This is a genomic window from Bradyrhizobium sp. BEA-2-5, from assembly GCF_032918025.1.
Classification (GTDB): Bacteria; Pseudomonadota; Alphaproteobacteria; order Rhizobiales; family Xanthobacteraceae; genus Bradyrhizobium; species Bradyrhizobium pachyrhizi.
In genome coordinates, this window is the sequence record NZ_CP136629.1 from 2,532,818 (window position 1) to 2,559,096 (window position 26,279).

Consider the following 26,279-nt stretch of genomic DNA (forward strand, 5'->3'; position numbering starts at 1 on the left):
CGATAGTCGCTGCGTCCTGTCAGCGCGCGAATCGCGCCACCAGCTCGACATGCGGCGTGTGGCGGAACTGATCGACCGGCGTGACGTCCGCGATCCTGTAGCCGCCGTCGATCAGGATCTTCGCGTCGCGCGCAAACGTTGCGGCGTTGCAGGACACCGCGACGATCACCGGCACCTTGCTCGTCGCCAGCTGGGTGACCTGCGCCTGCGCGCCCTGGCGCGGCGGGTCGAACACCACCGCGTCGAAGTCGCGCAGCTCCGGCGGCACCAGGGGGCGGCGGAACAGATCGCGCGGCTCGGCCTTGATCGGTTTCAAGCCCCGGCGTCGATTGCGCGGCCTTCTGTAGCGCGGTGATCGCACCCGTGTCGCTGTCGAAGGCCGCGATCCGCGCCTTCTCCGCGAGGCGCAGCGCGAACGGACCGACGCCGCAAAACAGGTCGGCGATATGCTTGGCGCGTCCGCAATGCGCGCGAACCAGCGCGGCCAGTGCCTCCTCGCCCTGGACGGTCGCCTGCAGGAACGAGCCGGGCGGCAGCACGACCTTCGCCTTTCCGATCGCAATCTCGGGAGAGGCACGCTGCAGCACCAATTCGCCGTGCCGCGTCAGCCGCGCCAGGCGATGCTGCTCGGCGACGCGCGACAGCGCCGTGACCAGCGGGGTCGGCAGCGGGCCGGAGCCGCGCACGTCGACATCGAGGCCGTTGGCGGTCGCGGTGACCTGGATGTCGAGCGGCTTGCCGGTCGCGATCAGCGGCTCGGCTGTGGCCCAGGCCGCCTCGAGCGCGCCGTCGAGCGCAGGATCGAGGATCGGGCAGCGATCGACCGGGATGATGTCGTGCGAACCTGCCGCGGCGTAGCCGACCTTGAGGACCTCATGGCTGCCCATGCGGCCGTGCAACGTGATGCGGCGACGGCCCGCGCCATGGGCATCGATCAGCGCAGCGACTTCCGCCGCAATCTTCGCCTGCGCCAGCGTTTCCACCACGATGTTGCGTTTCCAGGCGCGATACGGCTCAGTCGCCCAATGCTGGATCGCGCAGCCGCCGCAGACGCCGAAATGCGGGCAGAACGGTTCGATGCGCTCGGGGCTTGCCTGCACGACCCGCAGCAGCCGCCGCCGGTCGGGATGGTTGCCCGGGACGTCGTCGACCTCGACCATTTCGCCGGCCAGCGCATAGGGCACAAAGATCGATTGCGATCCCTCGATCGCGACGCCGTCGCCGCGGTGACCGACATGGTCGATGGTAAGAAGCTCAACCACGGCGCGCGCCCAGGAAGAATTCGACATTGCCGTCGCCGCCGGTGATCGGCGAGGGGAATATCTCGATGTCGGTGCAGCCGAGCGAAGCGGCAAAGGCCGCGATATCGGCGCAGATCTCCTGGTGCACCATCGCATTGCGGATGACGCCGCGCTTGGAGTGTTTGCGCGCCGCCTCGAATTGCGGCTTGATCAGCGCCAGCAGGCTCATCGGCGCGGCCGCGAGCGACAGCGCCACCGGCAGCACCGCCTTCAGCGAGATGAAGCTGACGTCGATCACGACGACATCGGGCCGCGCCGGCAGGCGCTTGCCCTCGAAACTCCTGATGTCGGTTGCCTCCATGGAGACGATCTTCGGATGCCCCTGCAGCGAGGGATGCAGCTGGCTGCTGCCGACATCGATCGCGAACACCAGGCTTGCACCGTTCGCCAGCAGCACCTCGGTGAAGCCGCCGGTGGAGGCGCCGACGTCGAGGCAAACATGGTCCTCGATTTCAATCGGGTAGCGCTCCAGCGCCCCGGCGAGCTTGACGCCGCCGCGGGAGACGTAGGGATGTGCCGGCTCCGCCGAGAGTGCCGCGCCCGGTGCGACGATCTCGGACGCCTTCGCGATCTGCTTGCCGTCGGCGGTGACGAGGCCGGCGTCGATGGCGGCGCGCGCCCGCGCCCGGCTTTCGAACAGGCCGCGTTCCACCAGCAGCACGTCGATGCGCTTGCCGGCGGATGCGTCGTTGTCGTTGTCGCCCGCTCTGGTCACTTCGCCGCCTGCCGGCGCTGCGCGGCAGCGAGCCGCACGCACGCCTCGAAGGAGGTGAGGTCGTGCCAGAGGTCGGCCGACGGCTCGCGCGGGGTCACCAGCGGGCTGCCGTGCAGGTCGAGCGCGTGCATCATCATCAGATTATCCGGTAATCCAAACTCTTCCACCGTCAGCCCCTCCGCATCGATCAGGCGTCCGTCGGATGCCGGCACGACCTGACTGAGCCGCGCCACGCGATTGGCGTAGGACGTGGGATCGTTGGAATAGGCGAGACACAGTTTGTCGCGTCCCGCCATGTAGCCGAGTTCGTAAACCGTGCCTGCGTCGGCACTGGGGCCGCGAAACGGCGTCAAGTTGGCGATGATGGCGTCGGCAGACTCCATCATCGCCTCGTTGCTCTTGAAGATGGTGAGCGAGGCGCCGGCGGCGGTGGGATCGATGCTGTTATCGAGCGGATACAGCCCGGTCAGCCCGTGATAGGCGCAAACCTCCGCCTTGCGCCGGCCGATCTCGACCGCGTCCGGCAGGAAAACGTCGGGGCCTGCCAGATAGATCTTCATGGACTTGCCGGGGCTGGTGCGTTTTCGAGCGAGAACCTGGAGCTTCGGTTCTGATTGATTCAATCAGAACCGAAAATGCTCCAGTGAGCGCCGCCCGCAGCGATCAGGCGAGCTTGACGGTCTCGGCCTTGTAGTCCTTGCCGAGGGTTTCGAACACCTTGGCAACGATGCTCTTGGCGTCGAGACCGGCGCGGGCGTACATCGCGGCGGGCGCGTCGTGATCCTGGAACACGTCGGGCAGCACCATCGAGCGGAACTTGACCATGCCGCTGTCGAGCGCGCCCTGGTCGGTCAGGAATTGCGCGACATGCGAGCCGAAGCCGCCGACCGAGCCTTCCTCGATCGTGATCAGGATCTCATGGTCGCGCGCCAGCTTGAGCACCAGCTCGGTGTCCAGCGGCTTCATGAAGCGAGCATCGGCGATCGTGGTCGACAGGCCGTGGGCGGCAAGCTCGTCGGCGGCCTTCTCGCATTCGGCGAGGCGCGTGCCGAAGGAGAGCAGGGCGATCTTGCTGCCCTGACGGATCACGCGGCCCTTGCCGATCTCGAGCGGAACGCCGACGTCAGGCATCTCGACGCCGCGGCCTTCGCCGCGCGGATAGCGCAGCGAGCTCGGACGGTCGTCGATCGCGACCTGGGTCGCCACCATGTGCACGAGTTCGGCCTCATCCGCCGCCGCCATGATCACCATGTTGGGCAGGCAGCCGAGATAGGCGTTGTCGAACGAGCCGGCATGGGTCGCGCCATCGGCGCCGACGAGGCCGGCGCGGTCGATCGCGAAGCGGACGGGCAGGCTCTGGATCGCGACGTCATGCACGATCTGGTCATAGCCGCGTTGCAGGAAGGTCGAGTAGATCGCGCAGAACGGCTTGTAGCCTTCGGTCGCAAGACCGGCGGCAAAGGTCACCGCGTGCTGCTCGGCAATGCCGACATCGAAGGTGCGGTCGGGGAAGGCCTTGTTGAAGATGTCGACGCCGGTGCCCGACGGCATGGCCGCGGTGATGGCGACGATCTTGTCGTCTTTCTGCGCTTCCTTGACGAGGCTCTGGCCGAACACGTTCTGGTAGGCCGGCGCATTCGGCTTGGCCTTGGCCTGGGTGCCGGTCGCGACGTCGAACTTCACGACGGCGTGGTACTTGTCGGCGGACGCTTCCGCTGGGCCGTAGCCCTTGCCCTTCTGCGTCACGACGTGGACCAGGATCGGGCCTTCTTCCATGTCGCGGACGTTCTTGAGCACCGGCAGAAGATGGTCGAGGTTGTGGCCGTCGATCGGGCCGACATAATAGAAGCCGAGTTCCTCGAACAGCGTGCCGCCGTCCATCATGAAGCCGCGGGAATATTCCTCGACGCGGTTGGCACGGTTGGCGAGGATCTTGGGCAGCCGCTTGTTGATCTGCTTGGCCGCATCGCGCAGCGTACGATAGGTCTTGCCGGAATAGAGCCGCGACAGATAGGCGCTCATGGCGCCGACCGGCGGGGCGATCGACATGTCGTTGTCGTTGAGGATGACGATCAGGCGCGAGTTCATCGCACCCGCATTGTTCATGGCCTCATAGGCCATGCCGGCCGACATCGCGCCGTCACCGATCACGGCGATAACGTTGTTGGTGCCGCCGGAGAGGTCGCGCGCCACGGCCATGCCGAGGCCGGCGGAGATCGAGGTCGAGGAATGCGCCGCGCCGAACGGATCGTAGTCGCTTTCGCTGCGCTTGGTGAAGCCGGACAGGCCGCCGCCGGTGCGCAGGGTGCGGATGCGGTCGCGCCGGCCGGTGAGGATCTTGTGCGGATAGGCCTGATGGCCGACGTCCCAGATCAGCCGGTCGCGTGGCGTGTCGAACACGTAATGGATCGCAGTGGTGAGCTCGACCACGCCGAGGCCCGCGCCGAAATGACCGCCGGTCACCGAGACGGCATCGATGGTCTCCTGCCGCAGCTCGTCGGCGACCTGCTGCACCTGCTCGACCTTCAGCTTGCGCAGGTCATCCGGCGTGTGAATAGTGTCAAGAAGCGGCGTCTTACTAAATGTGGTCACAGCGAATTTCCAATTTTGCCTGTCGGAACGAACCGCCCGACGCGAGATGGGATGGCGCGCACACCGCGCAGCGAATGCCAGACACTCGGTGCCGCCCCGGCAGGCCGGTGCCTGGTTGTAAGCCTAGATTCACTCCGGATTGGACCACGTGATATGCATCACCTTGGTCGCGCTTCACCCGTCCCGGTTCAGTTTTGTCGAACCATTTGAGATGCATGCCGCCCGAAAAGTCGGGCTGCCCGCCACTCTCAAATGCCCATAGAACTGGAAGCATTACACCAAAGCCGCAGCCAAAGCCAACCCGATAGGGGGCGCAGGGTTCCTATGCGGCGCGCTAAAAAACCTAATCTTTTCAATGCCTGGGTGGGAGCCGGGTTCCAATTCGCCTAATTTGACGGCAGCCGGCCGGGGCGGCTCGGCCTGATTCGCAGCCGTACCCGACCCGCGCGGGTAGCCCCGGGGGTTTACGGGTGGCTGGAAATGCACAGCAACAATTGCCCGCCGTGGCGGACATCGCGCCGCACGATCGAGGTGGTCGGTGGCGCTACTGCACGTCGAGTGGTTCGGTGCCGGTCGGCTGGCCCGAGGCATCGGTGGTGATCTTGTCGACGCGCGCCTCGGCCTGACGCAGCAGCTCCTCGCAGCGCCGCTTCAGGGCCTCGCCGCGTTCATAGATCGTCACGGATTCTTCGAGCGGGACCTTGCCGTCTTCGAGCCGCTTCACGATCGTTTCGAGTTCCTCGATCGCGCGCTCGAAGGTGAGCTTCTTCACGTCGGCTTGGGTATTCTCGGCCATTCTTGCGTTCCCGATTGCGTGGATCAGATCGCAACCTGATCTTGTCGTCCAAACATGACCTGTCGCAGGCCATGCTCGCCCCGGCGCAGAATCAATCGAATTTTTGCGGACGTATTGTGGCGGGGATTTACCCGTCCATCAATGCGGTGACGTGAGATGCCACCGACTCTTTCAGGCCCTGCAGGTCGTAGCCGCCTTCCAGGACGGAGACGACGCGGCCGCCGGCGCTCTTGTCGGCGAGATCCATCAGCTTGCGCGTGACCCAGCCGAAATCCTCGCCCGTCAGGTTGATCGAGGCCAAGGGATCGCGGTGATGCGCGTCGAAGCCCGCCGAGATGACGACGAGTTCGGGGGAGAACTTCTCCAGCTGCGGCAGGATCAGATTCTCGAAAGCGGAGCGGAACTTGGCGCCGCCGTCGCCGGGCGCCAGCGGCGCGTTGACGACAGTGTCGTGCTCGCCACGCTCGCCGGCGGCCCCAGTGCCTGGAAACAACGGCATCTGGTGCGTCGAGCAGTACATCACGGTCGGGTCCGACCAGAAGATGTCCTGCGTGCCGTTGCCGTGATGCACGTCGAAATCGACGATGGCCGCGCGCTTGATGCCGTATTTGCGCTGTGCGTGGCGTGCCGCGATGGCGACGTTGTCGAAGAAGCAGAAGCCCATCGGCGCCGATCTCGGCGTGATGACCGGGTGGGCGGATCGCGACGAAGGCGTTGCGGTGCTCGCCCGCCATCACCGCCTCGGTCGCCGCGACTGCGCCGCCGACGCCGCGCATCACGGCCTCCCACGTGCCCGGCGACATCGAGGTATCGCCGTCGATATAGATCTTGCCCGAGGTCGGCGCGATGTGGCGGAGTTCGCTGACATAGTGCTCGCCGTGACAGAGCAGCACGGTGTCGAGGTCGCCTTCCGGCGCGGAATCGCGCACCAGCGCCTTGAAACGATCCTCGCCGAGCACCTCGGCGACCGCCCGCAGCCGGTCGGGGCGTTCGGGATGTCCGGGAGGGGTCAGGTGGTCGAGACAGGCGGAATGCGTCAGAAGCAGTGTCATGCAAATTCCCGGCGCAATCGATGCGCGTGCGAGGACGCATGATCCGGAAAAGTGCGCAGCGGTTTTCCGACCAAGATCATGCAAGAGTAGGCCCTAATCTAGGCCGTTAGCGGCGTTCCGGAAAGGGCCGACATCATCCCTGTTCCCGTCCTTCCAAAGCCTGGGCGTTTTCCGCGTCACCGCGAGCGGAGCGAAGCAATCCATGCCGCATGCTCGGAGACAATGGATTGGTTCGCTCCGTTCGCAATGAGGTGAGGGGCTGCGTACGTCACCCCTGGACCTCGCTCAATTGATCCGCTCGATCCGCTTGCCTGCCGTCGGGCCTACCGGGCTGTTGGCCTTGAAGTAGGCATAGAGCGCATCGACGTCGTAGATGCCGAACTGCTGCGCGGTTCCTTGCTTGAACACGGTGAAGCCGTCGCCGCCCTCGGCGAGATAATTGTTCACGGTGACGCGGTAGCTCGCGGCCGGGTCGATCGGCTTGCCGTCCAGCGACATCCGTGCGGCGATGATGCGCGCGCCATCGGGCTTGCTCGCATCCCACGCATAGGAGAACCCCTTCGAGACCTGGAGGGCGCGCGGCCGCTTCGGATCGGCCCATTGCTGCTCCAGCGCGTCCTTGAGCTGCTTGCCGGTCAGCGTCATCGTCACGAGCTGGTTGCGGAACGGCTGGCTTGCGAAGATATCGGCATAGGTCACCGCGCCGTCCTCGCGCTTGACGATGTCGGTGCGCACGCCGCCGGGATTGGTGAAGGCGATCACCGCGCCGCCATTCGGCTCGGCGCTGGTTGCAAGCAGCTGTGCATCGGCGACGATGTCGCCGAGCGGGCTCTCGCCAGTTTCGGCAGGCGTACGCGACAGCGTTTCGGTGACCGAGCCTGCCGCGCGGCTCGCGATCGGCGCGGCCAGCCGGTCGTAGGATTCCAGCAGCGCGCTCTGCTCGGGATCCTTGGCCGTGCCGGCGATCCGCACGATGGTGTTGGCGGCGCTGGCGCTGATCACGTCATGGCTGTTCGGATCGAGCTGAAGATCGATCGCGGTGACCAGCGTGCCGTATTTGTCGCCGCTGGTGACGAGGCGCCCGTCGATATCGCAGACATAGGCGCGGTGGGTGTGGCCGCTGACCACGACGTCGACGGCACGGTCGAATTTGTGGACGATGTCGACGATCGGCCCGGAGATCCCTGGACATTCATTATAGTCGCCGGTCGGAAAGCCGCCTTCGTGGATCAGCACCACGATCGCCTCGACGCCCTTCGCCTTCAGCTCGGGGACCAGCGCATTGACGGTCTCGGCCTCGTCGCGAAAGTCGAGGCTCGCGACGCCGGCCGGCGACACCAGGTTCGGGGTGTTCTTCAGCGTCAGCCCGATGAAGGCCACTGCAATGCCGTCGAATTGCTTGATCTCGTAGGGCGGAAACACCGTCTTGCCGGTCGCCTTGTCGATCGTTGAGGCCGCGAGATAGCGGAATTTGGCGCCCGTGAAGGGATGCGGTCCCTGGCAGCCGTCGACGGGATGGCATCCGCCGTTCTGCATTCGCAAGAGCTCGGTTTTGCCCTCGTCGAATTCGTGATTGCCGACCGAACTGATCGCAAGGCCCATCATCGAGAGCGATTCGATCGAGGGTTCGTCGTGGAACATCGCCGACAGGAAGGGGCTCGCGCCGATCAGATCGCCGGCGGCGACGAAGATGGTGTTCTTGCGCCCCTCGCGCAGCTGCTTGACGATGGTGGCCATCCGCTCGGCGCCGCCGGCGGGCTCCATGATCTTCCTGGTCGCGTGAGCGGGGTCGTTGATGCGGATGCCGCCCGGTGGCGGGCGCAGATTGCCATGGAAATCGTTGATCGCGAGAATGCGCAGGCTCACCGGCTCCGCGGCCTGTGCCGGGCAGGGGCTTGCTGCGGCCAGTCCGAACGCGCAGAGCGCGGCGAGAGGGGAAAGGCGGGGCTGTCTCATGACCTGTCCATGGAGCACGGGATCATGGCGCCGCGCCACTACAATTTTGCGACGCTTCGTTTCAATCCTTCGGGCGAGCCATGAATGCCTTGAACGCCTCGACTGCTTCCTCGGAGCGCATCCGTTCGCTGAACAGATGGTTCTCCTGCTCGATGCGGCGGGTGACGTCCTCCGGCGGCAACCGGATCAGGCGCCGCGAGATCGCCACCGCCTCGGCCGGCAGCGCGCAGATCTCGCGCGCCACCTTGTGCGCCTCCACCTCGGCATGTCCCGGCGCCACCACGGTATTGACGAAGCCGGCGACGCGGGCGTCGTCGGCCGACATGGTGCGGCCCATCACCAGCATCGCGAAGGCACGCTGGTGGCCCATCATGCGCGGCATCAACAGGCTCGAGGCGCCTTCCGGCACCAGGCCGAAATTGGAGAACGGCGTCGAGAACAGTGCGGTCTTGCTGGCGAGCACATAGTCACAGTGAAACAGCATGGTGGTGCCGATGCCCATCGCGACGCCGTCGACGGCGGCGATGATCGGCTTCACATTGTGGGCAAGCGAATACAGGAACTTGACGAGGTCGGAGGCCGGCGGGGTCTCGCCGGTCGAGGTGCCCTGCGCGAGCAGGTCCTCGATGTCGTTGCCCGCGGTAAACACGCCGGAGCCGCCGGTGATGATCAGGCAGCGGATCTTCGGATTGTTCTGCGCCTTGTCGATCGCGTCGCTGATCGCGCGAAACATCTCCTGGGTAATCGCGTTCTTCTTCTCGGGCCTGCGCAGCCGGATCACGCGCGTGGCGGCTTCGTCGGTCACTATGACATGCGCGGTCATCGAGCGGTCCCAGGGTCGGCCGGCAACGTCGCCGGCGGAGGTCGTGCCGCCATCCTACATGATCCGGTGCAAGCCCCAAGAGCTCCAGCGTGTTCCGGGCCGCTTTTCCCCGTGGGCGAGCATGAGAACGGCGCAATGCAGATAACCGGAGCTTGCGATACCGGGCAGGGGACGTTGGTCGTAGGCCGGACGCGCACGGCGATGCTGCCTGCCTGCCGCGCCCGTGACGCTCGCGACGAGTTTAACTTCCCCGCGAGAAACATTCCGCTGTTCGCGGCATTCCCCCTTTGCTGACAGGCCGAGCAGACCCCGACACGTCGTTGTCGTGGTTCCGTGTCCGGCTGACTTGAGGAGAGCGGCGGCATGCAGATCTCCGGACGTTTGGAACTATCGCGGCGCCATCTGTTGATTGTTGGAGCCGCCTCGCTTGCGGCGTCGTCGATTGCGACGCCCCCGCCTGCGGCCGCCCAATCTGCCCCGACCGGAGCGCCCGTGATGACGAGAGTATCCTTTGACGTGAACGGCGAAACCCACCAACTCGAGCTCGACACCAGGACCACGCTGCTCGATGCCCTGCGCGAGCACCTGCATCTGACCGGCACCAAGAAAGGCTGTGATCACGGCCAATGCGGCGCCTGCACCGTGCTCGTCGACGGCCGGCGGATCAATTCCTGCCTGACGCTCGCCGTGATGCATCAGGGCGACGAGATCACGACGATCGAGGGGCTCGGCACGCCGGACGGGCTGCATCCCCTGCAACAGGCCTTCATCGACCATGACGCCTTTCAGTGCGGCTATTGCACGCCGGGACAGATCTGCTCGGCTGTCGCCGTGCTTGCCGAGGTCAAGGCCGGCATCCCGAGCCATGTCACGGCGGATCTGAATGCGCCGCTGCGACTGACCAATGCCGAGCTCCGTGAGCGCATGAGCGGCAACATCTGCCGCTGCGCCGCCTATCCCAACATCGTCGAGGCGATCAGCGAGGTCGCCGGGAGGAGCGCATGAGATCATTCAGCTATGAGCGCGCCGCCTCGCCGGGCGCGGCGGCCGCAGCCGCCGCCGGCACCGCGAACGCCAAATTCATCGCCGGCGGCACCAATCTGCTCGACCTGATGAAGCTCGAGATCGAGACGCCGGCGCACCTGATCGACGTCAACGACCTGGCGCTCGACCGCATCGAGGAGACTGCGGACGGCGGCTTGCGGATCGGCGCGCTGGTGCGCAACACCGATCTCGCCGCCGATATCCGCGTGCGGCGCGACTATGGCGTGCTGTCGCGCGCGCTGCTCGCCGGCGCTTCCGGCCAGTTGCGCAACAAGGCGACGACCGCGGGCAATCTGCTGCAGCGGACGCGCTGTCCCTATTTTTACGACACCAATCTGCCCTGCAACAAGCGCAAGCCCGGCAGCGGCTGCGCCGCGATCGGCGGCTTCAGCCGCCAGCATGCGGTGGTCGGTGTGAGCGACGCCTGCATCGCGACCCATCCGAGCGACATGGCCGTGGCGATGCGCGCGCTCGACGCCGTCGTCGAGACCGTGCGGCCCGACGGCACCACGCGCAGCATTCCGATCGCCGAGCTGCATCGTCTGCCCGGCGACAGCCCGGAGATCGAAACCAGCCTGGAGCCGGGCGAACTGATCACCGCGGTGGTGCTGCCGAAACCGGTCGGCGGCGCGCAGGCCTATCGCAAGGTGCGCGACCGCGCCTCTTATGCCTTCGCACTGGTCTCGGTTGCCGCGATCGTGCAGCGCGACGGCACCGGCCGCGTTGCGCTCGGCGGCGTGGCGCACAAGCCGTGGCGCGTCGAGGCGGCGGAGGCGAAATTGCCCGACGGCGCCAAGGCCGTCACCGCGCGCCTGTTCGCCGATGCGAAGCCGACCAAGGACAATGCGTACAAGCTGCCGCTCGCCGAGCGAACGCTGGCGGCGGTGCTGCGCGAGGCCAGGGCTTGAGATCCAAGGCTTAAGATGAGGGCCTGACATCATGCGTTTTGAACATCCCGCCACCTTCAATCCGATCGACCAACTCAAGGTGATCGGCCACCCGACCAGCCGGATCGAGGGGCCGCTCAAGACCACCGGCACCGCGCCTTACGCCTATGAGCGGCACGACGTCGCGGCCAACCAGGCCTATGGCTACGTGGTCGGTTCGGCGATCGGCAAGGGGCGGATCGGTTCGATCGATCTCGAGGCGGCGAAGGCTGCACCGGGTGTGCTCGCCATCGTCACATCGGGCAATGCCGGCAAGCTCGGCAAGGGCGAGCGCAATGCGGCACCGCTGCTCGGCGGGCCCGAGATCGCGCATTATCACCAGGCCGTCGCCATCGTCGTCGCCGGGACCTTCGAGCAGGCGCGGGCCGCGGCGCAGTTGGTCCGGATCGACTACGTCAAGGGCGACGGCAAGTTCGATCTCGCCGCGGAGCGGGACAAGGGCATCACGCCGCACCCGTCATTCGGCGGCCCGGCCGATACCGCCGTCGGCGATTTCGCCTCCGCCCTCGCTGGTGCACCCGTGCAGCTCGATGCCACCTACACGACGCCTGATCAAGGCCACGCGATGATGGAGCCGCATGCTTCGATCGCGGCCTGGGACGGCGACAAGCTCACGGTCTGGACCTCCAACCAGATGATCGCCTGGGGCGCTGAGGACATGGCGAAGACGCTTGGTATCCCCAAGGAGAATGTCCGCCTGGTGTCGCCCTATATCGGCGGCGGCTTCGGCGGCAAGCTGTTCCTGCGCGCCGAGGTGCTGCTCGCCGCGCTCGGCGCCCGCGCGGCCGGCCGGCCGGTCAAGGTCGCGCTGCAACGTCCGCTGATGTTCAACAACACGACGCACCGTCCGGCGACGATCCAGCGCATCCGCATCGGCGCCGAGCGCGACGGCAAGATCACCGCGATCGGCCACGAAAGCTGGTCCGGCAACGTCAAGGACGGCGAGCCCGAGATGGCGGTGAGTCAGACGCGGCTGCTTTATGCCGGCGCCAGCCGGATGACGGCGACGCGGCTTGCGGCGCTCGATCTGCCGGAGGGCAATGCGATGCGCGCGCCCGGAGAAGCCTCCGGCATGATGGCGCTCGAGATCGCGATCGACGAGTTCGCCGACAAGCTCGGCATCGACCCGGTCGTGCTGCGCATCAGCAACAACACCCAGGTCGACCCCGAGCATCCGGAGCGGCACTTCTCGCAACGGCAATTGGTGCAGTGCTTGAGCGATGGCGCGGCGCGGTTCGGCTGGGACAAGCGCAACCCGAAACCCGGCGCGGTCCGCGACGGACGCTGGCTGGTCGGAATGGGCGTCGCCGCGGCCTTCCGCAACAATCTCGTGGCCAAATCGGCGGCACGCGTTCGTCTCGACCAGCAGGGCATCGTGACCGTCGAGACCGACATGACGGACATCGGCACCGGCTCCTACACCATCATCGCGCAGACCGCCGCCGAGATGATGGGCGTGCCGCTGGACAAGGTCGCGGTGCGGCTCGGCGATTCCGACTTTCCGGTGTCCTGCGGCTCGGGCGGGCAGTGGGGCGGCAACAATTCCACCGCCGGCGTCTATGCCGCCTGCACCAAGCTGCGCGAGACCATTGCGCAGAAGCTCGGCTTCAATTCCGCGGAGGCGGTGTTTGCCGACGGCGTGGTCCGCTCCGGTAATCGCAGCGTGCCGCTGGCGCAGGCCGCCGGCGGCGGCGACCTCGTGGCGGAGGATGCCATCGAGTATGGCGATCTCGCGAAAACCTACCAGCAGTCGACCTTCGGCGCGCATTTCGTCGAGGTCGGCGTCGACGCCGACACCGCTGAAATCCGGGTGCGGCGGATGCTTGCGGTCTGCGCGGCCGGCCGCATCCTCAACCCCAAGGCGGCGCGCAGCCAGGTGATCGGCGCGATGACCATGGGTGTCGGCGCGGCGCTGATGGAGGATCTGGTCGTCGACAAGCGGCACGGCCTGTTCATCAATCACGACCTTGCTGCCTATGAGGTGCCGGTCCATGCCGACATCCCGCATCAGGAGATGATCTTCCTCGACGAGACCGACCCGATCTCGTCGCCGATGAAGGCCAAGGGCGTCGCCGAACTCGGCATTTGCGGCGTCGCCGCCGCAGTCGCCAATGCGGTCTACAACGCGACCGGCGTTCGCGTGCGCGACTATCCGATCACGCTCGACAAGCTGCTCGCAGGGATGCCGGTCTAACCTCGCCCGACGAACGAACCGATGCCCCGGCCGATCGCGGCGCCGTGCTGAAACAGCGCGCCGAGGTGATCGCCGGGCACCGACATCGCATCGAGGCCGTTCTCCGCGGCGAAGCGCTGCATCGGCGCATGCGGTCCGTCGTCCTGTCCGTTCCACAGCAGCACCGGCACGCGCGAGGACAGCACCGCGTCCTTTGCGCCATCGACCTGGCCGAGCGCATTGAAGCAGGCGCGCACGCCGCCTTCGATATCCGGCGTCACCCATTCGGCGAGTTCCGGCACGGTGCGGCGGGCAAAGGTGATGAAGGCGCCATAGGTCAGCGGGCCGGCATTGCCGCGCGGCAGTCCGGTGAGAAAGTCCCAGCCACCGATCGCCAGCGACGCCAGCCGTGCCGGGAAAAATCGGGCGACGCCGACCGCGACCCAGCCGCCCATCGAGTGTCCCACCACATGGGCGCGCTCGTCGCCGAGATCGTCGATCACGGCAACGATGTCGCCGGCGCGCTGCGCCTGGTTATAAAGCGCCGGATCGGCCGGCTTGTCGCTGAGGCCATGTCCGAGCGAATCGACGCAGACGACACGAAAGCGATCGGCAAGCGCGTCGACCACGCCGCATTGTTTCCAGCTCGCGGCGTCGAGCAAGAGACCGTGCTGCAGCACGATCAGCGGCCCGGATCCCTCGACGGTGTAATGGATACGCTGGCCCCGGTGATTGGCGAAAGGCATTGATAGAGTTCCCCACGTTTCACCAGAGGTGAGCGTGAAGGCGCCGGGTTTCAAGACCTCGTTCCGGATCAGGAACCACATCGCCGATGGCGGGCGGAACCTCGCCTTCAGCCGCCCCACACGGTGGCCTCGCTCCAGCCGAGATCCCTGAACTCGGCCGCGCGGAGCGGCGCTTCACCGGCGGCGAAGAATTCGTCGAGCTGCGGCGGCTTGACTGTGGTCTCCGAGAGCATCGCATGGGCCTGGCCGCGATGATGGATCTGGTGCTGAAACAGATGCATCAAGAGGCGGTCGCGCCGCTCAGTCTGCACGCTCGTGTCGCGATTGATCTTCACCACATCATCGAGCCGCTCAGCCGTCAGCACATCGCAGTGCACGATCAGCCGCTGATCGATCGCGCGCTGGGCGTCTTTCAGCTGCGCCACCGACGGATAGGGCACTTCATTGGCCCACGCCTTCGGCCCGAGCCAGCCGCCCTCGAGCGCGTCGATATAAAACAGGTCGATGACATGAATGTGGTTCAGTGTCGCCTGCAGGCTCGGGAAGAACCCGGTCCGCGCCGCGGCGAACTCCGCCTGGCTGAGACCGGCGCAGGCCGTGAGCAGGCGATGATTGGCCCAGGCGTTATTGTACGCAAAAGCGCGAAAGGTCTGAACGAGGCCTGCTTGCATATCGGTCCTCACTGGATTGACTGTTTCAGGCGGGCGCGGCGGCGAGCCGGCCGACCTGCGACAGTGATCGCGGTGCTTGCGTTGGTGACTTGATCCTCGCATAGCTAATCCATCGTGGTGCACTTCATCCGAAGGCGGGAGCAGATGCAACTGGCAAAGAACGTGATCGACGTCGGCCTTTCCTCCAACGACCTCGAGCCGATGCTGCGGTTCTGGCAGCACGATGCCAGGCTGCGCTTCGATCATGTGCAGCCGATCCGCCGCGGGCAGAAGCAGTACCGGCACGACGCGCAGGGTTCGGTCATCAAGCTCAACCATCATGTCGAGCGGCTGCCGGACGCGGCGCCGAGCGGCTATCGCGAGCTGATCATTGCGCGCGCTGGCGTCGACGCACCGCAACGCATGGCCGACCCCGATGGCAACAGCGTTTGCCTGGTCGCGCCCGGACATGACGGCATCACCCAGATCGCCGTCATGCTGGCGGTGCGCGACCTCGCCGCGCATCGCAGGTTCTACGGCGACATCCTCGGCTTCGCCGAGCAATCATGGTCGGGCGGTCCGGCGTTTCGCCTCGGCGACAGCCTGATGCTGCTCAAGGAAGACGCTGCCGCCACGGTCGATCCGATCCGGCCGGCGCGCGGCTGGCGCTACATCACACTGCAGGTCGCCGACATCGATGCCGTGCATGACGAGCTGCGCGCCAAGGGCGTGCGGGAAGGCCTTGCGCCGGTGACGCTCGGCGAGGTCGCACGGATCTCCATGATCCTCGATCCCGATGGCAACTGGATCGAACTGTCCCGCCGCGCATCGATCGTTGGAAGCCTGTCCGACCGCTAGCCAGCAAATTTTCTGCCCGCCCGGGCGGCGCCGATGATATGATTCCGACGAATGCATCCAATTTGATGATCGCTTTATGCAGTCGATTTTCGGGCCGCGGCGGGTTCATCGATCGATTCCACGAGCGGTTATCGGCTCGGCTTGCCTGCTGCTGTTTGTCCCCGTCGCGAGCGCCCAGCCTCTCGGCAATCCAGCGGTAACGCCCGCCGCGCAGCGCGCAGAGCCGGCGCAGGCAGAAACATCGCAAACGGAAACGTCTCGTCCGGATGCCAACGCCGGGGCCGATCGGTCGGCGTCCGATCAGCAATCGTCATCCGTTCCGTCGCCGGCGCCGATACCTTTGCGTCCAAGGCCCGATGGGCCGCAGCAATACTGCAAGGCGTTGGAAGAGGCTGCATTGGAGAACGGCTTGCCGCCGGATTTCTTCGTCCGGCTGATCTGGCAGGAAAGCAATTTCGATCCCAATTCGGTCAGTTCGGCCGGTGCCCAGGGGATCGCCCAGTTCATGCCCGGTACCGCACGGTGGCGCGGTCTGGTCGACCCGTTCGAGCCATTGCCTGCCTTGCAGGAATCCGCGCGTTGGCTCCGCGAGCTGCGCGCGCAGTTCGGCAATCTCGGCCTTGCGGCGGCCGCCTATAATGGTGGTCCACGGCGCGTTCAGGATTGGCTGGCGGGACGTGGAAGCCTGCCGGGCGAAACGCGCGCCTATGTCAGGATCATTACCGGCAAGTCCGCCGAGGAATGGGCGCAGGGTTCGCTTGAGGATCGGGTCCACATCGACGCGGCCATGGCCTGCGGTGACATCGTGCGCGGCATGCTCGTTCGGGCGCTTCCCGCGGGCCCAAGAGAGTCCGTGACAATCGCGCAGCAAGCTGCGTGGGGGCCCTGGGGACTTCAATTGGCCGGTGGCCCGTCGCAATCGCGCGTGCTCGCCGACTACCAGCAACTTCAGAAACGATTTGCATCCGTGCTCGGCGATCGCGCACCGCTCGTTCTGAGATCGCGCATGGCCGGGCCAGGCTCGGCCACCTGGTATCTGCTCCCGGTCGCCGAGACGACCCGCGAGCGAGCTAACCAGCTGTGCGCCCGATTGGAGGCAGTCGGCGGGCGCTGCCTCGTGTTTCGAAACTAGTGGCACACGTTGCACGTCGCCGCGACCGACGGCGGGATGAGGGCTAATTGGCGGCAGAGCCTTCGACCGCAAATGTGTGGTACCTGGCGTATTTCTCGCCGACCGCCCGAACCTGCACGTAGGCTGGATCGTGTCGCCAGGCCCAAAGCGCCTCCATGGTCGGATACATATAGATGACGACGCGCTTGGGTGGATTTCCATCAACGGCAACGACCTGCGAACCGGTTGCCGCCGCGCCGGCAGCCGCGATCAGCTTGCCGCCATGCGCCTTGATGATCTCCTTCGCCTTCGGGAGATATTCCCTGGCATAACCATCGGGATCGGTGACCTCGATTTGCCCGATCAGATAGGCGGGCGGCCTGGCTTCGCCATGCAGTGCTTCGGCGCCAAGAGCGCCGATAGCGGTACAACTCAACATGACCAGAGCCATCTTGCCTCCAGAACTCATGGGAGCTTCCTCCGATGCCGTGGCGGTGCCACAAGCCGCAGCCTGGCAGGACTCTCCACGAGGCTTCGAAATACGTCCAATACATATATTTTCTCGAACCTTATGCTTGAATGGTATAAGCGGGTATGACTCTTCAACAGGCCCTCACGTTCTTGACGGTGGCCGAGCTCGGCACGGTCTCAAAGGCCGCTTTGCGGTTGCGTGTCGCCCAACCCGCTCTATCCAGGCAAATCATCGGTCTCGAACGGGAGCTCGGCTTGCAGCTCTTCGATCGCGTCGGGCGCCGGCTTCTATTGACCGGCGAAGGCGAGCAGTTGATTGCGGGCTGCCGTCTGCTGCTCAACAGCGTCAATTCCTTGAAGGAGCAGGCTCAGCTGCTTCGTCAAGGAGATACCGGGGTCCTAAGGATCGCCGGCTCGCCGCAACACATCGAAAGCGTGCTGTCGGAATTTCTGCACCGGTACGCGGAGCGATATCCCAGGGTCGAGATCAGGATCAGGGAGGGGACGGGCAGCGAGATATTGGCGATGCTCGAACGCGGGGAAGTTCATCTCGGCCAGAATTTGTTGCACGCCGTCAAGCTGGACGAGCAGCACTTCGGCAGCCTTCCGCTTGGATCTGTGCAGTTACTGGCTGCTTGCCATCCGTCGATGCCGCTTGGTCCCCGTCGCACAATCGAGATCGCTGACCTTGCCGAACTTCCGTTGCTGCTGCTGGACAGCGGGTTCGGATTTCGCCGTGCTTTCGATGCGGCAAGCCGTATGGCGGGACTGAAACCGAAGATCATGTTCGAGAGTCGCAGTCCGCACACCTTGCTGGCACTCGCCGAGGCGGGGCACGGCGTCGCGATCGTTCCCTCCCAGCTTCAGTGCTGGCGCTACGGATTAAGGATTGTCGGTCTCACGCACAGACGCCGCGTGTTGCAGGAGCCCCTGACCATCTCATGGGACAAGCGGCGTCCGTTGCCTCGTTTCGCGACTGACTACTGTGCAATGCTGGCAGCACATATGCGGGAGACGTTTCCGATCACGCGCCCGACGGAGCCGGCAGCGGCAAAAGCAAGTGTTCGGACGCGCGCCAGGCGAGTTCCACGCAAGGCGAAAAGTCGGGGCGGTTGAATGCTGCTTGCGCGCGGCAGCTTGCCGGTGGCGCGCGAAAGGCAAAGACGACGCTCATCGGCGCGAGGGCCTTCTCCTGGACCGGTGTGAGATGGGCCGTCCACGACGCAGGCCAGCAGCGCCGGATGTTCAATAACCTCCGGAGGCGAGCTTCCGTCGGAAGCTAACGTCTGGACCTGTATCGGCACCCGTCCGGCATTCTCACTTTTTCATCTTGATGCCGTTCTTGGCACGATACTCGTTGAAGACAACGTCAATGGCCTGAATGACCTTCTTGTCCTGGTTCGCCTTGCAATAAACGATGATCTGGTGCTCCAGATCCTTCGCGCGATCGACCTTCATCAAGTGCTTCTTAGCGAGGCCATTATACCAACCGCTGTACCAAACCGTCAGATAATCGGCATCCTCCTGGAAGGTGTTGGCAAGCTGGGCGCATGTAAGCGCCTGAACATCAACATAGCCGTCAGCGTTCGCGTAGGTCTTCAACTCGACCTGGGCCTGACAGGGTGTCACGGCTGAAATCGCGACCGCCGCGGAAGCCAGAAACAATTTTATGGACATGCTATCTTCCCACAGGTTCTCGTGAATGACTTCTTTCGGATCGCAGCGCAAACCGGTCTCGCGGGACTTGCTACCAGTACCGCGCGGGATCGGCCCACTTTGCTCGGAGTGGGGTGATGTTTTGGGCTCGCGCGCGCGGCTGCATCAGCATTTGGTCACGACCTGACCATAGGCGTTGGTCACCTGCACGCACCCCGGCGTGGCAACATAGGTGCCGGCTGCTACTGCTCCAGCGGCTGCGGTGCCGTAGACGGCGCGCCGCGTGGTCCGGCGCGCGACCCCGGCATAGCTCATCGGCGTCAACGGTCGTCCGACCCGTGCTTCCGCGGTGGAAACCAGCCCTTGCTCGATATGGCCCTTGCCATTCCAGAGCAGCGTGCCCGAGAATGTGACGGCGGTTAAGAGAAGCAGAAGCGTCTTGCGAAGTGGGTTGGTCATTTCTTGGCTCCAGCAATTGTGCCCGCAGGTACTTCGTCAAATTCGATCATGACGTCGGAATCGAGTCCGACCTTCGTCGCGCCTTCCGGCGGCTTGAACGAGAAGATGTCCGCGGCAGCGATTGCATCGGTCTTCCAGTCCTTGATCCGCAACGTATATTGCGGCGCGCCAGCCACGGTCTTGCTGGTGATGACATATTTGCGGGGGATCGGTTGCGGACCGGTCTCGATCCAGATCTGCCAGTCCGTGTCCGGCGTGCGGAACGCAAGATGCTCGCACTCGACGCCATCGACGACACCCTGCCCGATATGATGCCCTTCAATGACGTCGGACGTAAGTACGTCGAAGGAATTCGAGAGCAGCAGATCCGTGCCGGGCATCGCTGCTCCCGTTTTCGCCTGAATCGCCTCCACAAGTTGCTCGACCGTGCCGGGTGCGTCGGCCTGCACATAGGCCTTGGCGTTATTGCCGTACAGCGAGACGGTCTTGCCGTCATAGACCAGGTCGACATCGGTATAGCCACCGGTTCGTCTGACCCTCAATTTGTCGGGCCGGGTCATTTTCAACTGACCGGAGCTCGCGAACTGGATCTTCTGGAGTTCGGGCGTGATGATCTCGATGTCGCTGTCGTACGTCGCGGTGATCGATTTCTGGGCGGCCGTATAGTCCGCCATCGCCTTCAGCAACGTCGTGGAGTCATCGGCACGCGCGTGACCGATCGGCGTTGCAGCTATGGCGATCGATGCAGCCACCCCCGAAGCGCGAAGCAATGCGCGCAGTCTTTTCCTGTTCATGCCGGTCCTCCCTAAGGTCGCGACCAGTCTGGAGCACCTGCGCCGTCGCTCGCTTGATTTAGATCAAGGAGCCGGTCCAACGATAATGGATTTCGGGAGCACGGCAGCCGAGCAGACGTCGGACCGGATGCGGAGCCGAACAAATATTGGGGGTGATATGAGAAAGCTGCTGATCACAATCACGGTTTTGTTGTTGTCGAATGCGTCCGGCAAGGCGGAAGAAAAGCTGGTCGTCGACATGAGCAGGATGACCTGCCGCGAGCTGGCCAGGCTCGACTTCCAGGATTTTGCCGGTGTCACCATGTGGCTCAGCGGGTATTACAACGCGAGCGTGCACAACACCGTGGTCGACCTGTATCAGTTCGCGCAAGCTGCAAAGACCGTGAAGGATTTCTGCCAAACGAGCCCGCAGTCCACGGTCATGTCTGCGGCCGAGCGGGCTCTCGGTATTAAAATGCCCCGTTCGCGCTAGGCTACGCGATCGGCAGCCTGACCTCAAATTCCGTGCCTTGGCTGCCTGTCGCAACAAGCGCCAGCATTCCCCCATGCCGATCGATGATCGTGCGACAAATTGCGAGACCCAATCCCATCCCATCGGCTTTGGTCGTGAAGAACGCATCAAAGACGTTGGTGTGCTGAGGTATGCCAACTCCGGCATCCCGGACGTTCAGAACGATCCAGCGTTGGTCGATACGGGTCGAAACGGTTAGCTTTCGTTGATCAACTGGTATCGACGCCATGGCCTCAACGCCATTCTTCACGATATTCAACACCACTTGCTGCAATTGAGCCCGATTGCCCGTGACTGCGTGAGGGTGATCGGAAAAGCTGGTCGAGACGGATATCTGGTTAGTTTGCAGATCATGTTGCATCAAACGCAAGACCTGGCACACCACATCCTCGATCTGCATCCTGGAGCGATTGGAGGCGCTCTTGAACAGACTGCGGATGCTCGTGATCGTCGAGTCAACGCTCAGGCTGGCGCGCTCGATGTCCTTCAGGACAACGTCGATCTCCTCAAGGTCGGGCGGCTCGGCGGCGAGCTGATTAAGCGCAATGCTCGTGTTCAAGGTGATCGAGCCGAGGGGAGATCTGATTTCGTGCGCGATTGCGGCCGTCGCAGCGTCGATGCTCATAAGCTGATTGGCCCGTTCTCGCCGCTGGAGAATTAGCGCGCTGGCCAGACGGGAGTACAGCACCATCAGCTCCGTTAGCAGGACGCATAGCAGCATGCAGCTCGCTACCAGCGCGAAGCCGCGCGCGGCGTACCAGCCGACAGAGAAGCGAACGGAGCTGGCGACCGCCGCTACGAGAAAGTTCGGCATCCAGGCGACAAGCGTCACCATCAGCCACATGTCCAGAATTGTGCGTCGGCGGCTGAACAAGACCGCCAACGTTGCCGCGCCCACGAGCCAGAGCGCAATGTTGATCTGGCTCCCGAACCGCGTTTGCAGGGTAACGCTCCCGCTGTAGAAGCTCGGCAAGTGGTTCACCCACGCTGTCACGGTCCACGTCAGTGCAGCAACGGTGGTGAGGACGGCGCATATTGTCGCTATGATGCTCGCTCTCGTCGACCGGGCGGCGGCGCCTCGCTCCGTCTTATCCTTGAGAAGCGTGTATGCCAGGATGCTCAGTGGAAACGTGGTGTGCCAGAAAACAAAAAACCACGCCGGTGTATCGAAGCCATCGCCGAGTATTCCGTTTGGGCCATAACCACCGGGAAAGCTCAGTGTCTGCAAGAAGGCAAACGCGCCGCTGAAGAGATATGCACCGGCGACGGCCAATAGTCCGCGCCGAGGTTGCACAGAATACTGTCCGAACAGCAGCGTAGCGGTCAGCAGATCGGCGGCGCTTAGCACTGTCTGCAGGACTGGAACAAATGCGTCGACCCTGCCGATCTGTACGCTCGCAAACGGCGCGATACAGGCGGCGAGGACAAACAGCGCGGCCACCACCCACATGGCCGCGCGGCGATGTTCGCGCGTTGCGGGCATGAGAGGAATCACCAGAGGAAATTCGTCTTCGTGAGGCGACGTGATTTGCCTTGTAATCATCTTCGTCCCTCAAGAGGATGGCCGTCTGCCGGAATGAGATCGAAATCAGCTCGGCTTGAGTTGCTCGGCCATCAAGACGAGTTCGGCAAGCGATCGGGCCTGCATTTTCTCCATCACTCGTTGACGGTGCGCCTTGATGGTGCGCACGGTCGAACCAAATTCATTTGCGATCTGCTTGTTTAATTTGCCCTCAACGACCCGTTCGAACACATCGCGCTCTCGCGGAGTGAGCTTGGCCGCGTTGGTGCGGTGAATCGCTTTTTCTTCTCGACGCTGCTGGGAGGTCTTGTGCTTATCAATTGCACGTTCGATCGTGGAAAGCAGAATTTCGGCCGTGACCGGCTTCCTCAGAAAATCCTCGGCGCCAGATTTGATGGTACGAACCGTGATCGGTATGTCTTCGTACCCGGAAAGAAAGATGATCGGGAGCTCGACGTTCTGCGCAATCAGCTGCTGCTGCAAGTCGGGGCCAGTGATTGCCGGCAGGCGAACATCAAGCAGTATGCAGTCAACCCTATTCTGGTGGAGCTGCTGCGCCAGCAGCCGCTCTGCTGACGGAAAGGATTGGACATGATAGCCTGCCAGCTCCAGCAGACGCTGGGCAGCGCCGCTGAACTCAGGGTCATCATCCACAAGGTAAATCGTCCCACGCAAACCAAGCCGCTCAACCTGCAATTCATGGAACCTGTAGCTGTGTTTTCCAGTGTCAACAACACGGGTTTTTACGGGCTTCGTGATCGGGTCTTTCAGCGGAGCCATGGATGTCCGCTCCCGGTCGGGAATCGTCGATGACGGCGGAGTCGGGCACCTCCGCTTTCCCTGCGCCCTCTGCTTGAGGAGAGGGCGGAACGAAGCGCAAAGCTCGGACAGATCGTGTCGCGAGAACGCGGATGTATGACGAACTGACCGTGCAACACATTCGGTGTCGTCGCGGCCTTCGCCAGGACGACGGCTGTGAATGCGGCGCGGCCTATGGCCAGGGAGGGCGTCGTACCCCGCCAGTACCGCGTCCGCGCCGGTCACCGCCTCGGCGCTTTCGGTCACGGTCTTTTCCAGCGACGGCGCCTGTACGGCGATGTTCTCGGCGAAGAAGCGCGCCAGCGCGACATAGCGCTGCGGCTCGGCTTCGCCGTTCGCCTTGGCGGCCAGCGCCTCGCCGGCGAGCATGCAGCCGCCGAGCGTTCCGGCGAACAGCCGCAGATAGGGCGTTGCGCCGGCCAGTGCCTCGTTCGGCGCCGAGGCGCTCGAGCAGCCATTTGCTGATGCGCTCCAGCGCGGCGTGCGCGTTGCGCAGCTTGGGCGCTTCCGAACTTGCCCTAGCGGATTAAGTGTGTATGCTTGCGGCGTTCGATTTGCCGTTGTGCCTTGTTGAATGGTCAAAGCGGCCCTTTTCCAAAGAACATCGTCGGTTGAAGGATGATGCGGAACCAAGCGCGAATTCACGTGCGTCCGCTTTGGAGAAGAGAATGACGACAGGTACAGTCAAGTGGTTCAATGGCCAAAAGGGCTTCGGTTTCATCCAGCCGAGCGATGGCGGCAACGATGTGTTCGTTCACATCAGCGCGGTTGAGCGGGCCGGACTTGGCGGTCTCGCCGAGGGCCAGAAGCTGTCGTTCGAACTCAAGATCGACAAAATGCGTGGCAAGACCAGCGCCGAAGATCTTCGGCTGGCTTGAATCGATCTGTCATTCCACGGATGTACTGGGATGACAGCCGCGGCCCGCTCGATCCTCTGATGGGTTGAGCGGGTCACGCTGCTTTTCAAAGGGCTCATTCGCTCATGGCCAAGAAGCCGGAAGAACTTTCTGCCGAGCGCCTGGCCAAGGCCCAGCGCCAGCGGCTTGCCGCCGAGGCCGGTGCGCAGGCAATCGCTGAGGTCGAGCGCGATGCGATCGCCGTGCGCAAGAACATGGTGCGCCTGCGGGCTCTCCGTGAAGCGCGTGACGCCGAGGCGGCCGCGCAGGCTGGCGCTGCACCCGCAGGCGCGGCATCTGTGGCTGCCAAGAGAACCAAGCGGGTCAAGCGCATCGTGCGCTAAGCTGCGCAATCACGCACGTCTTCGAGTCCGTCGCTGATACGTTGCTGAAGCGGACCTGTTGTTTCGCGGCTTCGGCCGCTACGTTCAGGTCGCGAAGCTTGGTCGTTGCCCGAACTATTTGGGACGATCGGCCTCCTTCCTGTTCGCCGCCTTCAGTCTGATCCTGATGTAGTCAGTGATATCGCCGGCCGCCTCACGCAGATCCTGTTCCGTCAGGCCTTGCTGTCCCGCCATCTCGACGCACCGGTGCGCCAACTCGGCAACGTCCTGCGAGGCACCCGGCGTTCCATATCGCTCGGCAGCGTGGACGCTGTTTCAATCCAGAAATCAAGGAACTCTCTCGCTTTTGCGGTCATGACTCACCCGGACGGCTCGCGCGCCTCTGTCCTCACCGGCCACGTTCCTCGGTCTTCGCAGGAACAATCGAGAGCCGGGGCAAATTACCATGCCGATGACGCGCTATTATTTCGATCTTCGTGATGGCGGCGGCCTGGCGATCGACGAAGAGGGCATGGAGATGTCCAGCTTCGGTGCGGTTCAGGAGGAGGCTGCGCGCGCCTTGGCCGACGTCATTCGGGATTCCTTTCGCGGTCACAATTTCCATCAGATTGCCATCGAGGTCCGGGACGGCGATGGGCCCGTGCTTGAGGTGGCCATCGCTTGGCGCAGTTGCCGGCTGGATTCTTGAGTCTGGCTGCGTAGCGCAGCGGCTAGCACCTTGTGATGCCGAGACTGAGACTGACCTGAAATAGCGGCCCTTCGTCCGTCCGGACCTCAAACGCCAATAGACTGTGTTTGTCCAAAGGCGGGTTCTCCTTGGCTATGCTGAGCAATGACTGCATCGCTTCGTGCGCGGCAGTTTCCTCGTCGCGTAGCTCGATGCCCTGTTTGTCGGCATAGAGTTGCTCGCCGTTGCGGATATCGAAATAGTAGCGGGTTGCCATCTTCGGCTCCCTTTGGTGGCGGGAGCTGCCCAGGCTCTCAGGTGCCGGCGCTCAATAGTCATCCGGCAGCGACGTACTCTGCGCCTGTTGGAGCGAATTTGCTACTCGGCAACGGTGAAGATTTTAGGGAACCGGCTCCGCGTTCACGGTCAAGCCGCCATCGCCGTTCAGCCATGATCTCGGCGTGGCTGAGCCGTCGGATATAATTCTCATGATCAGCGACTGCGTCTTGCATAGCCGAGATAAGTGCATAGGTTTCGTAGATCGACTGGCCTTGAGCCTTGTAGATCGGTTCCACGGGACCTTTTTCCAAAGACATCGTCGGATGAAAGCGAGGACGCGTGCTTGCAGCACCGCGGCTGAAGCTTCCGCGATGTTGTTGGTCGGCTGCCGTTCCACGGATGTACTGGAATGGTAGTGCGGCCCGCTCTGTCACTGATGGAGCGGGCCATTGTAGTGTTCATTCAATGTGCGTTGTAGCGCGAGAGAGGTGATCCGTTGCAAGTTCTTGTCAGGGACAACAACATCGACCAGGCGCTTCGAGTTCTAAAGAAGAGGTTGCAGCGCGAGGGCGTCTTTAGAGAGATGAAGCGCCGCAGATCGTTCGAAAAGCCGTCAGAAAAAAGGGCTCGAGAGAAATCCGAGGCCGTGCGGCGAGCCCGCAAGCTTGCCCGCAAGCAAGCGATACGGGATGGATTGATCGCGGCCCCTCCGCGGAAACCCAAATTCCCGGCGTCCAGACCTTCGGCGCCAGGGCAATCGCCACAGCAAGCAGGCGGCACACGGGGGACTTAGCCCGTACCGATCCTGCTGGAAGGATCGTGCAGGATGACGCGGCGATCTTATCGAGGCAACGGATGCCTCCAGGAACGTATCTCCGATGAGATCTGTCGTCGGCGAGCCGTGGATCGGGATGTTCGATCGAGGCACGACGATCAACGGCGACGTGCGCAGAACCTGGCCGGCACGGCCATCAACGCAATGGCAGATCATTCCGCCAGCCAGTTCGATCAGGCCGCCCGCAAGCGTGACTTGCTCGACGGCCCGGAGGAATTTCGCGCGGATCGCTGACAAGACGTGCGATTCGGCGGTAGACGCA

General features: G+C 63.9%; 26 protein-coding genes and 2 pseudogenes. 11 read left to right on the plus strand and 17 right to left on the minus strand.

The genetic code is table 11. The annotated features are described in order from the left end of the window. Window positions 1-19 precede the first annotated feature (19 nt). The 8 genes and pseudogenes from RX327_RS11850 to RX327_RS11885 form a co-directional block, all read right to left on the minus strand. A pseudogene (locus tag RX327_RS11850) lies at window positions 20-1,262 on the minus strand (class I SAM-dependent RNA methyltransferase). Then, entirely contained in the window at window positions 1,255-2,016 is a 762-nt protein-coding gene (locus RX327_RS11855; RefSeq protein ID WP_317250349.1) for a TlyA family RNA methyltransferase, read from the minus strand. Before RX327_RS11855 ends, RX327_RS11850 begins: the two are co-directional and overlap by 8 nt. Continuing rightward, on the minus strand, window positions 2,013-2,576 hold the full coding sequence (locus tag RX327_RS11860; RefSeq protein ID WP_028334496.1) for a nucleoside 2-deoxyribosyltransferase: 564 nt from the start codon (window positions 2,574-2,576) through the stop codon (window positions 2,013-2,015). Before RX327_RS11860 ends, RX327_RS11855 begins: the two co-directional genes overlap by 4 nt. Window positions 2,577-2,679: 103 nt before the next feature. Further along, on the minus strand, window positions 2,680-4,608 hold the full coding sequence (dxs, locus tag RX327_RS11865) for a 1-deoxy-D-xylulose-5-phosphate synthase (protein ID WP_317250350.1): 1,929 nt from the start codon (window positions 4,606-4,608) through the stop codon (window positions 2,680-2,682). 544 nt (window positions 4,609-5,152) lie between these two features. Beyond that, the gene (locus tag RX327_RS11870; protein ID WP_317250351.1) at window positions 5,153-5,404 is read right to left on the minus strand and encodes an exodeoxyribonuclease VII small subunit; all 252 of its coding nucleotides are present in this window, start codon (window positions 5,402-5,404) and stop codon (window positions 5,153-5,155) included. Window positions 5,405-5,531: 127 nt separating this feature from the next. Next, window positions 5,532-6,456, minus strand: a pseudogene (locus RX327_RS11875) (histone deacetylase family protein). A gap of 285 nt (window positions 6,457-6,741) precedes the next feature. Continuing rightward, window positions 6,742-8,412: a bifunctional metallophosphatase/5'-nucleotidase gene (locus RX327_RS11880; protein WP_317250352.1), complete on the minus strand. Its 1,671-nt coding sequence runs from the start codon at window positions 8,410-8,412 to the stop codon at window positions 6,742-6,744. Between the two features lie 61 nt (window positions 8,413-8,473). Then, complete coding sequence (locus RX327_RS11885; RefSeq protein WP_050387826.1) at window positions 8,474-9,235, minus strand: crotonase/enoyl-CoA hydratase family protein; 762 nt, start codon at window positions 9,233-9,235, stop codon at window positions 8,474-8,476. Between the two features lie 363 nt (window positions 9,236-9,598). Between RX327_RS11885 and paoA the strand changes: the two genes are divergently transcribed. Genes paoA through paoC form a run of 3 tightly spaced genes read left to right on the plus strand, consistent with a single transcriptional unit; the run spans window position 9,599 to window position 13,420 of the window. Further along, window positions 9,599-10,240, plus strand: coding sequence for an aldehyde dehydrogenase iron-sulfur subunit PaoA (gene paoA, locus RX327_RS11890; RefSeq protein ID WP_317250353.1), 642 nt, complete (start codon window positions 9,599-9,601; stop codon window positions 10,238-10,240). After that, window positions 10,237-11,187 (plus strand): FAD binding domain-containing protein, encoded by a 951-nt coding sequence (locus RX327_RS11895; RefSeq protein ID WP_050387825.1) that lies wholly within the window; start codon window positions 10,237-10,239, stop codon window positions 11,185-11,187. Before paoA ends, RX327_RS11895 begins: the two co-directional genes overlap by 4 nt. 31 nt (window positions 11,188-11,218) lie before the next feature. Beyond that, window positions 11,219-13,420, plus strand: coding sequence for an aldehyde oxidoreductase molybdenum-binding subunit PaoC (paoC, locus tag RX327_RS11900; protein WP_317250354.1), 2,202 nt, complete (start codon window positions 11,219-11,221; stop codon window positions 13,418-13,420). On the opposite strand, the gene RX327_RS11905 is transcribed toward paoC, so the two are convergent. Together RX327_RS11905 and RX327_RS11910 are read right to left on the minus strand one after the other, a co-directional pair. Then, the gene (locus RX327_RS11905) at window positions 13,417-14,145 is read right to left on the minus strand and encodes an alpha/beta fold hydrolase (protein ID WP_050387823.1); all 729 of its coding nucleotides are present in this window, start codon (window positions 14,143-14,145) and stop codon (window positions 13,417-13,419) included. The genes paoC and RX327_RS11905 overlap by 4 nt on opposite strands. A gap of 107 nt (window positions 14,146-14,252) precedes the next feature. Then, window positions 14,253-14,816, minus strand: coding sequence for a DinB family protein (locus tag RX327_RS11910; protein WP_028334485.1), 564 nt, complete (start codon window positions 14,814-14,816; stop codon window positions 14,253-14,255). Between the two features lie 144 nt (window positions 14,817-14,960). On the opposite strand from RX327_RS11910, the gene RX327_RS11915 reads away from it, so the two are divergent. Then, complete coding sequence (locus RX327_RS11915) at window positions 14,961-15,653, plus strand: VOC family protein (RefSeq protein ID WP_050387822.1); 693 nt, start codon at window positions 14,961-14,963, stop codon at window positions 15,651-15,653. A gap of 76 nt (window positions 15,654-15,729) precedes the next feature. After that, window positions 15,730-16,785 carry a lytic transglycosylase domain-containing protein gene (locus tag RX327_RS11920; protein WP_082190825.1) on the plus strand — a complete coding sequence of 352 codons (1,056 nt, stop codon included), beginning with the start codon at window positions 15,730-15,732 and terminating at the stop codon, window positions 16,783-16,785. 43 nt (window positions 16,786-16,828) lie between these two features. Here RX327_RS11920 and RX327_RS11925 read toward each other — a convergent pair whose 3' ends face one another. Further along, a complete protein-coding gene (locus RX327_RS11925; protein WP_028334483.1) occupies window positions 16,829-17,215 on the minus strand; it encodes a DUF1330 domain-containing protein in 387 nt (128 codons plus the stop codon). Between the two features lie 143 nt (window positions 17,216-17,358). On the opposite strand from RX327_RS11925, the gene RX327_RS11930 reads away from it, so the two are divergent. Further along, on the plus strand, window positions 17,359-18,351 hold the full coding sequence (locus RX327_RS11930) for a LysR family transcriptional regulator (RefSeq protein WP_028334482.1): 993 nt from the start codon (window positions 17,359-17,361) through the stop codon (window positions 18,349-18,351). A 201-nt stretch (window positions 18,352-18,552) separates the two neighbouring features. Here RX327_RS11930 and RX327_RS11935 read toward each other — a convergent pair whose 3' ends face one another. The 3 genes from RX327_RS11935 to RX327_RS11945 form a co-directional block, all read right to left on the minus strand. Beyond that, window positions 18,553-18,912, minus strand: coding sequence for an HdeA/HdeB family chaperone (locus RX327_RS11935; RefSeq protein WP_038377519.1), 360 nt, complete (start codon window positions 18,910-18,912; stop codon window positions 18,553-18,555). Between the two features lie 144 nt (window positions 18,913-19,056). Next, on the minus strand, window positions 19,057-19,350 hold the full coding sequence (locus RX327_RS11940) for a hypothetical protein (protein ID WP_050387820.1): 294 nt from the start codon (window positions 19,348-19,350) through the stop codon (window positions 19,057-19,059). Beyond that, complete coding sequence (locus RX327_RS11945; RefSeq protein ID WP_317250355.1) at window positions 19,347-20,102, minus strand: DUF2092 domain-containing protein; 756 nt, start codon at window positions 20,100-20,102, stop codon at window positions 19,347-19,349. The genes RX327_RS11940 and RX327_RS11945 overlap by 4 nt, the downstream gene beginning before the upstream one ends. Here RX327_RS11945 and RX327_RS11950 point away from each other — a divergent pair. Then, the gene (locus RX327_RS11950) at window positions 20,083-20,616 is read left to right on the plus strand and encodes an HdeA/HdeB family chaperone (protein WP_082190839.1); all 534 of its coding nucleotides are present in this window, start codon (window positions 20,083-20,085) and stop codon (window positions 20,614-20,616) included. The genes RX327_RS11945 and RX327_RS11950 overlap by 20 nt on opposite strands. A gap of 1 nt (window position 20,617) precedes the next feature. Here the strand turns inward: RX327_RS11950 and RX327_RS11955 are convergent, their stop codons facing one another. Both RX327_RS11955 and RX327_RS11960 read right to left on the minus strand, forming a co-directional pair. Continuing rightward, complete coding sequence (locus RX327_RS11955) at window positions 20,618-22,138, minus strand: MASE4 domain-containing protein (RefSeq protein WP_160321827.1); 1,521 nt, start codon at window positions 22,136-22,138, stop codon at window positions 20,618-20,620. Window positions 22,139-22,243: 105 nt separating this feature from the next. Continuing rightward, window positions 22,244-23,641 (minus strand): response regulator, encoded by a 1,398-nt coding sequence (locus RX327_RS11960; RefSeq protein ID WP_317250356.1) that lies wholly within the window; start codon window positions 23,639-23,641, stop codon window positions 22,244-22,246. Between the two features lie 23 nt (window positions 23,642-23,664). On the opposite strand from RX327_RS11960, the gene RX327_RS11965 reads away from it, so the two are divergent. The 3 genes from RX327_RS11965 (at window position 23,665) to RX327_RS11975 (ending at window position 24,924) form a co-directional block, all read left to right on the plus strand. Continuing rightward, window positions 23,665-23,874, plus strand: coding sequence for a cold-shock protein (locus RX327_RS11965; RefSeq protein ID WP_317250357.1), 210 nt, complete (start codon window positions 23,665-23,667; stop codon window positions 23,872-23,874). A gap of 104 nt (window positions 23,875-23,978) precedes the next feature. Continuing rightward, complete coding sequence (locus RX327_RS11970) at window positions 23,979-24,236, plus strand: hypothetical protein (RefSeq protein WP_028334476.1); 258 nt, start codon at window positions 23,979-23,981, stop codon at window positions 24,234-24,236. A 445-nt stretch (window positions 24,237-24,681) separates the two neighbouring features. Then, the gene (locus RX327_RS11975) at window positions 24,682-24,924 is read left to right on the plus strand and encodes a DUF6894 family protein (RefSeq protein ID WP_028334475.1); all 243 of its coding nucleotides are present in this window, start codon (window positions 24,682-24,684) and stop codon (window positions 24,922-24,924) included. A gap of 22 nt (window positions 24,925-24,946) precedes the next feature. Here the strand turns inward: RX327_RS11975 and RX327_RS11980 are convergent, their stop codons facing one another. Then, window positions 24,947-25,180, minus strand: a complete 234-nt coding sequence (locus tag RX327_RS11980) for a DUF6894 family protein (protein WP_050387816.1) — start codon at window positions 25,178-25,180, stop codon at window positions 24,947-24,949. A 498-nt stretch (window positions 25,181-25,678) separates the two neighbouring features. Between RX327_RS11980 and rpsU the strand changes: the two genes are divergently transcribed. Further along, window positions 25,679-25,975, plus strand: coding sequence for a 30S ribosomal protein S21 (gene rpsU / locus RX327_RS11985; protein WP_082190822.1), 297 nt, complete (start codon window positions 25,679-25,681; stop codon window positions 25,973-25,975). Window positions 25,976-26,279: the final 304 nt, after the last annotated feature.

Bases quoted from the DNA above. Each gene is read 5' to 3' on its own strand.
- RX327_RS11860 (WP_028334496.1), bottom strand. From the start codon at position 2,576: ATGAAGATCTATCTGGCAGGCCCCGACGTTTTCCTGCCGGACGCGGTC.
- RX327_RS11870 (WP_317250351.1), bottom strand. From the start codon at position 5,404: ATGGCCGAGAATACCCAAGCCGACGTGAAGAAGCTCACCTTCGAGCGC.
- RX327_RS11880 (WP_317250352.1), bottom strand. From the start codon at position 8,412: ATGAGACAGCCCCGCCTTTCCCCTCTCGCCGCGCTCTGCGCGTTCGGA.
- RX327_RS11885 (WP_050387826.1), bottom strand. From the start codon at position 9,235: ATGACCGCGCATGTCATAGTGACCGACGAAGCCGCCACGCGCGTGATC.
- paoA (WP_317250353.1), top strand. From the start codon at position 9,599: ATGCAGATCTCCGGACGTTTGGAACTATCGCGGCGCCATCTGTTGATT.
- RX327_RS11895 (WP_050387825.1), top strand. From the start codon at position 10,237: ATGAGATCATTCAGCTATGAGCGCGCCGCCTCGCCGGGCGCGGCGGCC.
- paoC (WP_317250354.1), top strand. From the start codon at position 11,219: ATGCGTTTTGAACATCCCGCCACCTTCAATCCGATCGACCAACTCAAG.
- RX327_RS11905 (WP_050387823.1), bottom strand. From the start codon at position 14,145: ATGCCTTTCGCCAATCACCGGGGCCAGCGTATCCATTACACCGTCGAG.
- RX327_RS11910 (WP_028334485.1), bottom strand. From the start codon at position 14,816: ATGCAAGCAGGCCTCGTTCAGACCTTTCGCGCTTTTGCGTACAATAAC.
- RX327_RS11915 (WP_050387822.1), top strand. From the start codon at position 14,961: ATGCAACTGGCAAAGAACGTGATCGACGTCGGCCTTTCCTCCAACGAC.
- RX327_RS11920 (WP_082190825.1), top strand. From the start codon at position 15,730: ATGCAGTCGATTTTCGGGCCGCGGCGGGTTCATCGATCGATTCCACGA.
- RX327_RS11925 (WP_028334483.1), bottom strand. From the start codon at position 17,215: ATGGCTCTGGTCATGTTGAGTTGTACCGCTATCGGCGCTCTTGGCGCC.
- RX327_RS11930 (WP_028334482.1), top strand. From the start codon at position 17,359: ATGACTCTTCAACAGGCCCTCACGTTCTTGACGGTGGCCGAGCTCGGC.
- RX327_RS11935 (WP_038377519.1), bottom strand. From the start codon at position 18,912: ATGTCCATAAAATTGTTTCTGGCTTCCGCGGCGGTCGCGATTTCAGCC.
- RX327_RS11940 (WP_050387820.1), bottom strand. From the start codon at position 19,350: ATGACCAACCCACTTCGCAAGACGCTTCTGCTTCTCTTAACCGCCGTC.
- RX327_RS11950 (WP_082190839.1), top strand. From the start codon at position 20,083: ATGGCGATCGATGCAGCCACCCCCGAAGCGCGAAGCAATGCGCGCAGT.
- RX327_RS11955 (WP_160321827.1), bottom strand. From the start codon at position 22,138: ATGCCCGCAACGCGCGAACATCGCCGCGCGGCCATGTGGGTGGTGGCC.
- RX327_RS11965 (WP_317250357.1), top strand. From the start codon at position 23,665: ATGACGACAGGTACAGTCAAGTGGTTCAATGGCCAAAAGGGCTTCGGT.
- RX327_RS11970 (WP_028334476.1), top strand. From the start codon at position 23,979: ATGGCCAAGAAGCCGGAAGAACTTTCTGCCGAGCGCCTGGCCAAGGCC.
- RX327_RS11975 (WP_028334475.1), top strand. From the start codon at position 24,682: ATGCCGATGACGCGCTATTATTTCGATCTTCGTGATGGCGGCGGCCTG.
- RX327_RS11980 (WP_050387816.1), bottom strand. From the start codon at position 25,180: ATGGCAACCCGCTACTATTTCGATATCCGCAACGGCGAGCAACTCTAT.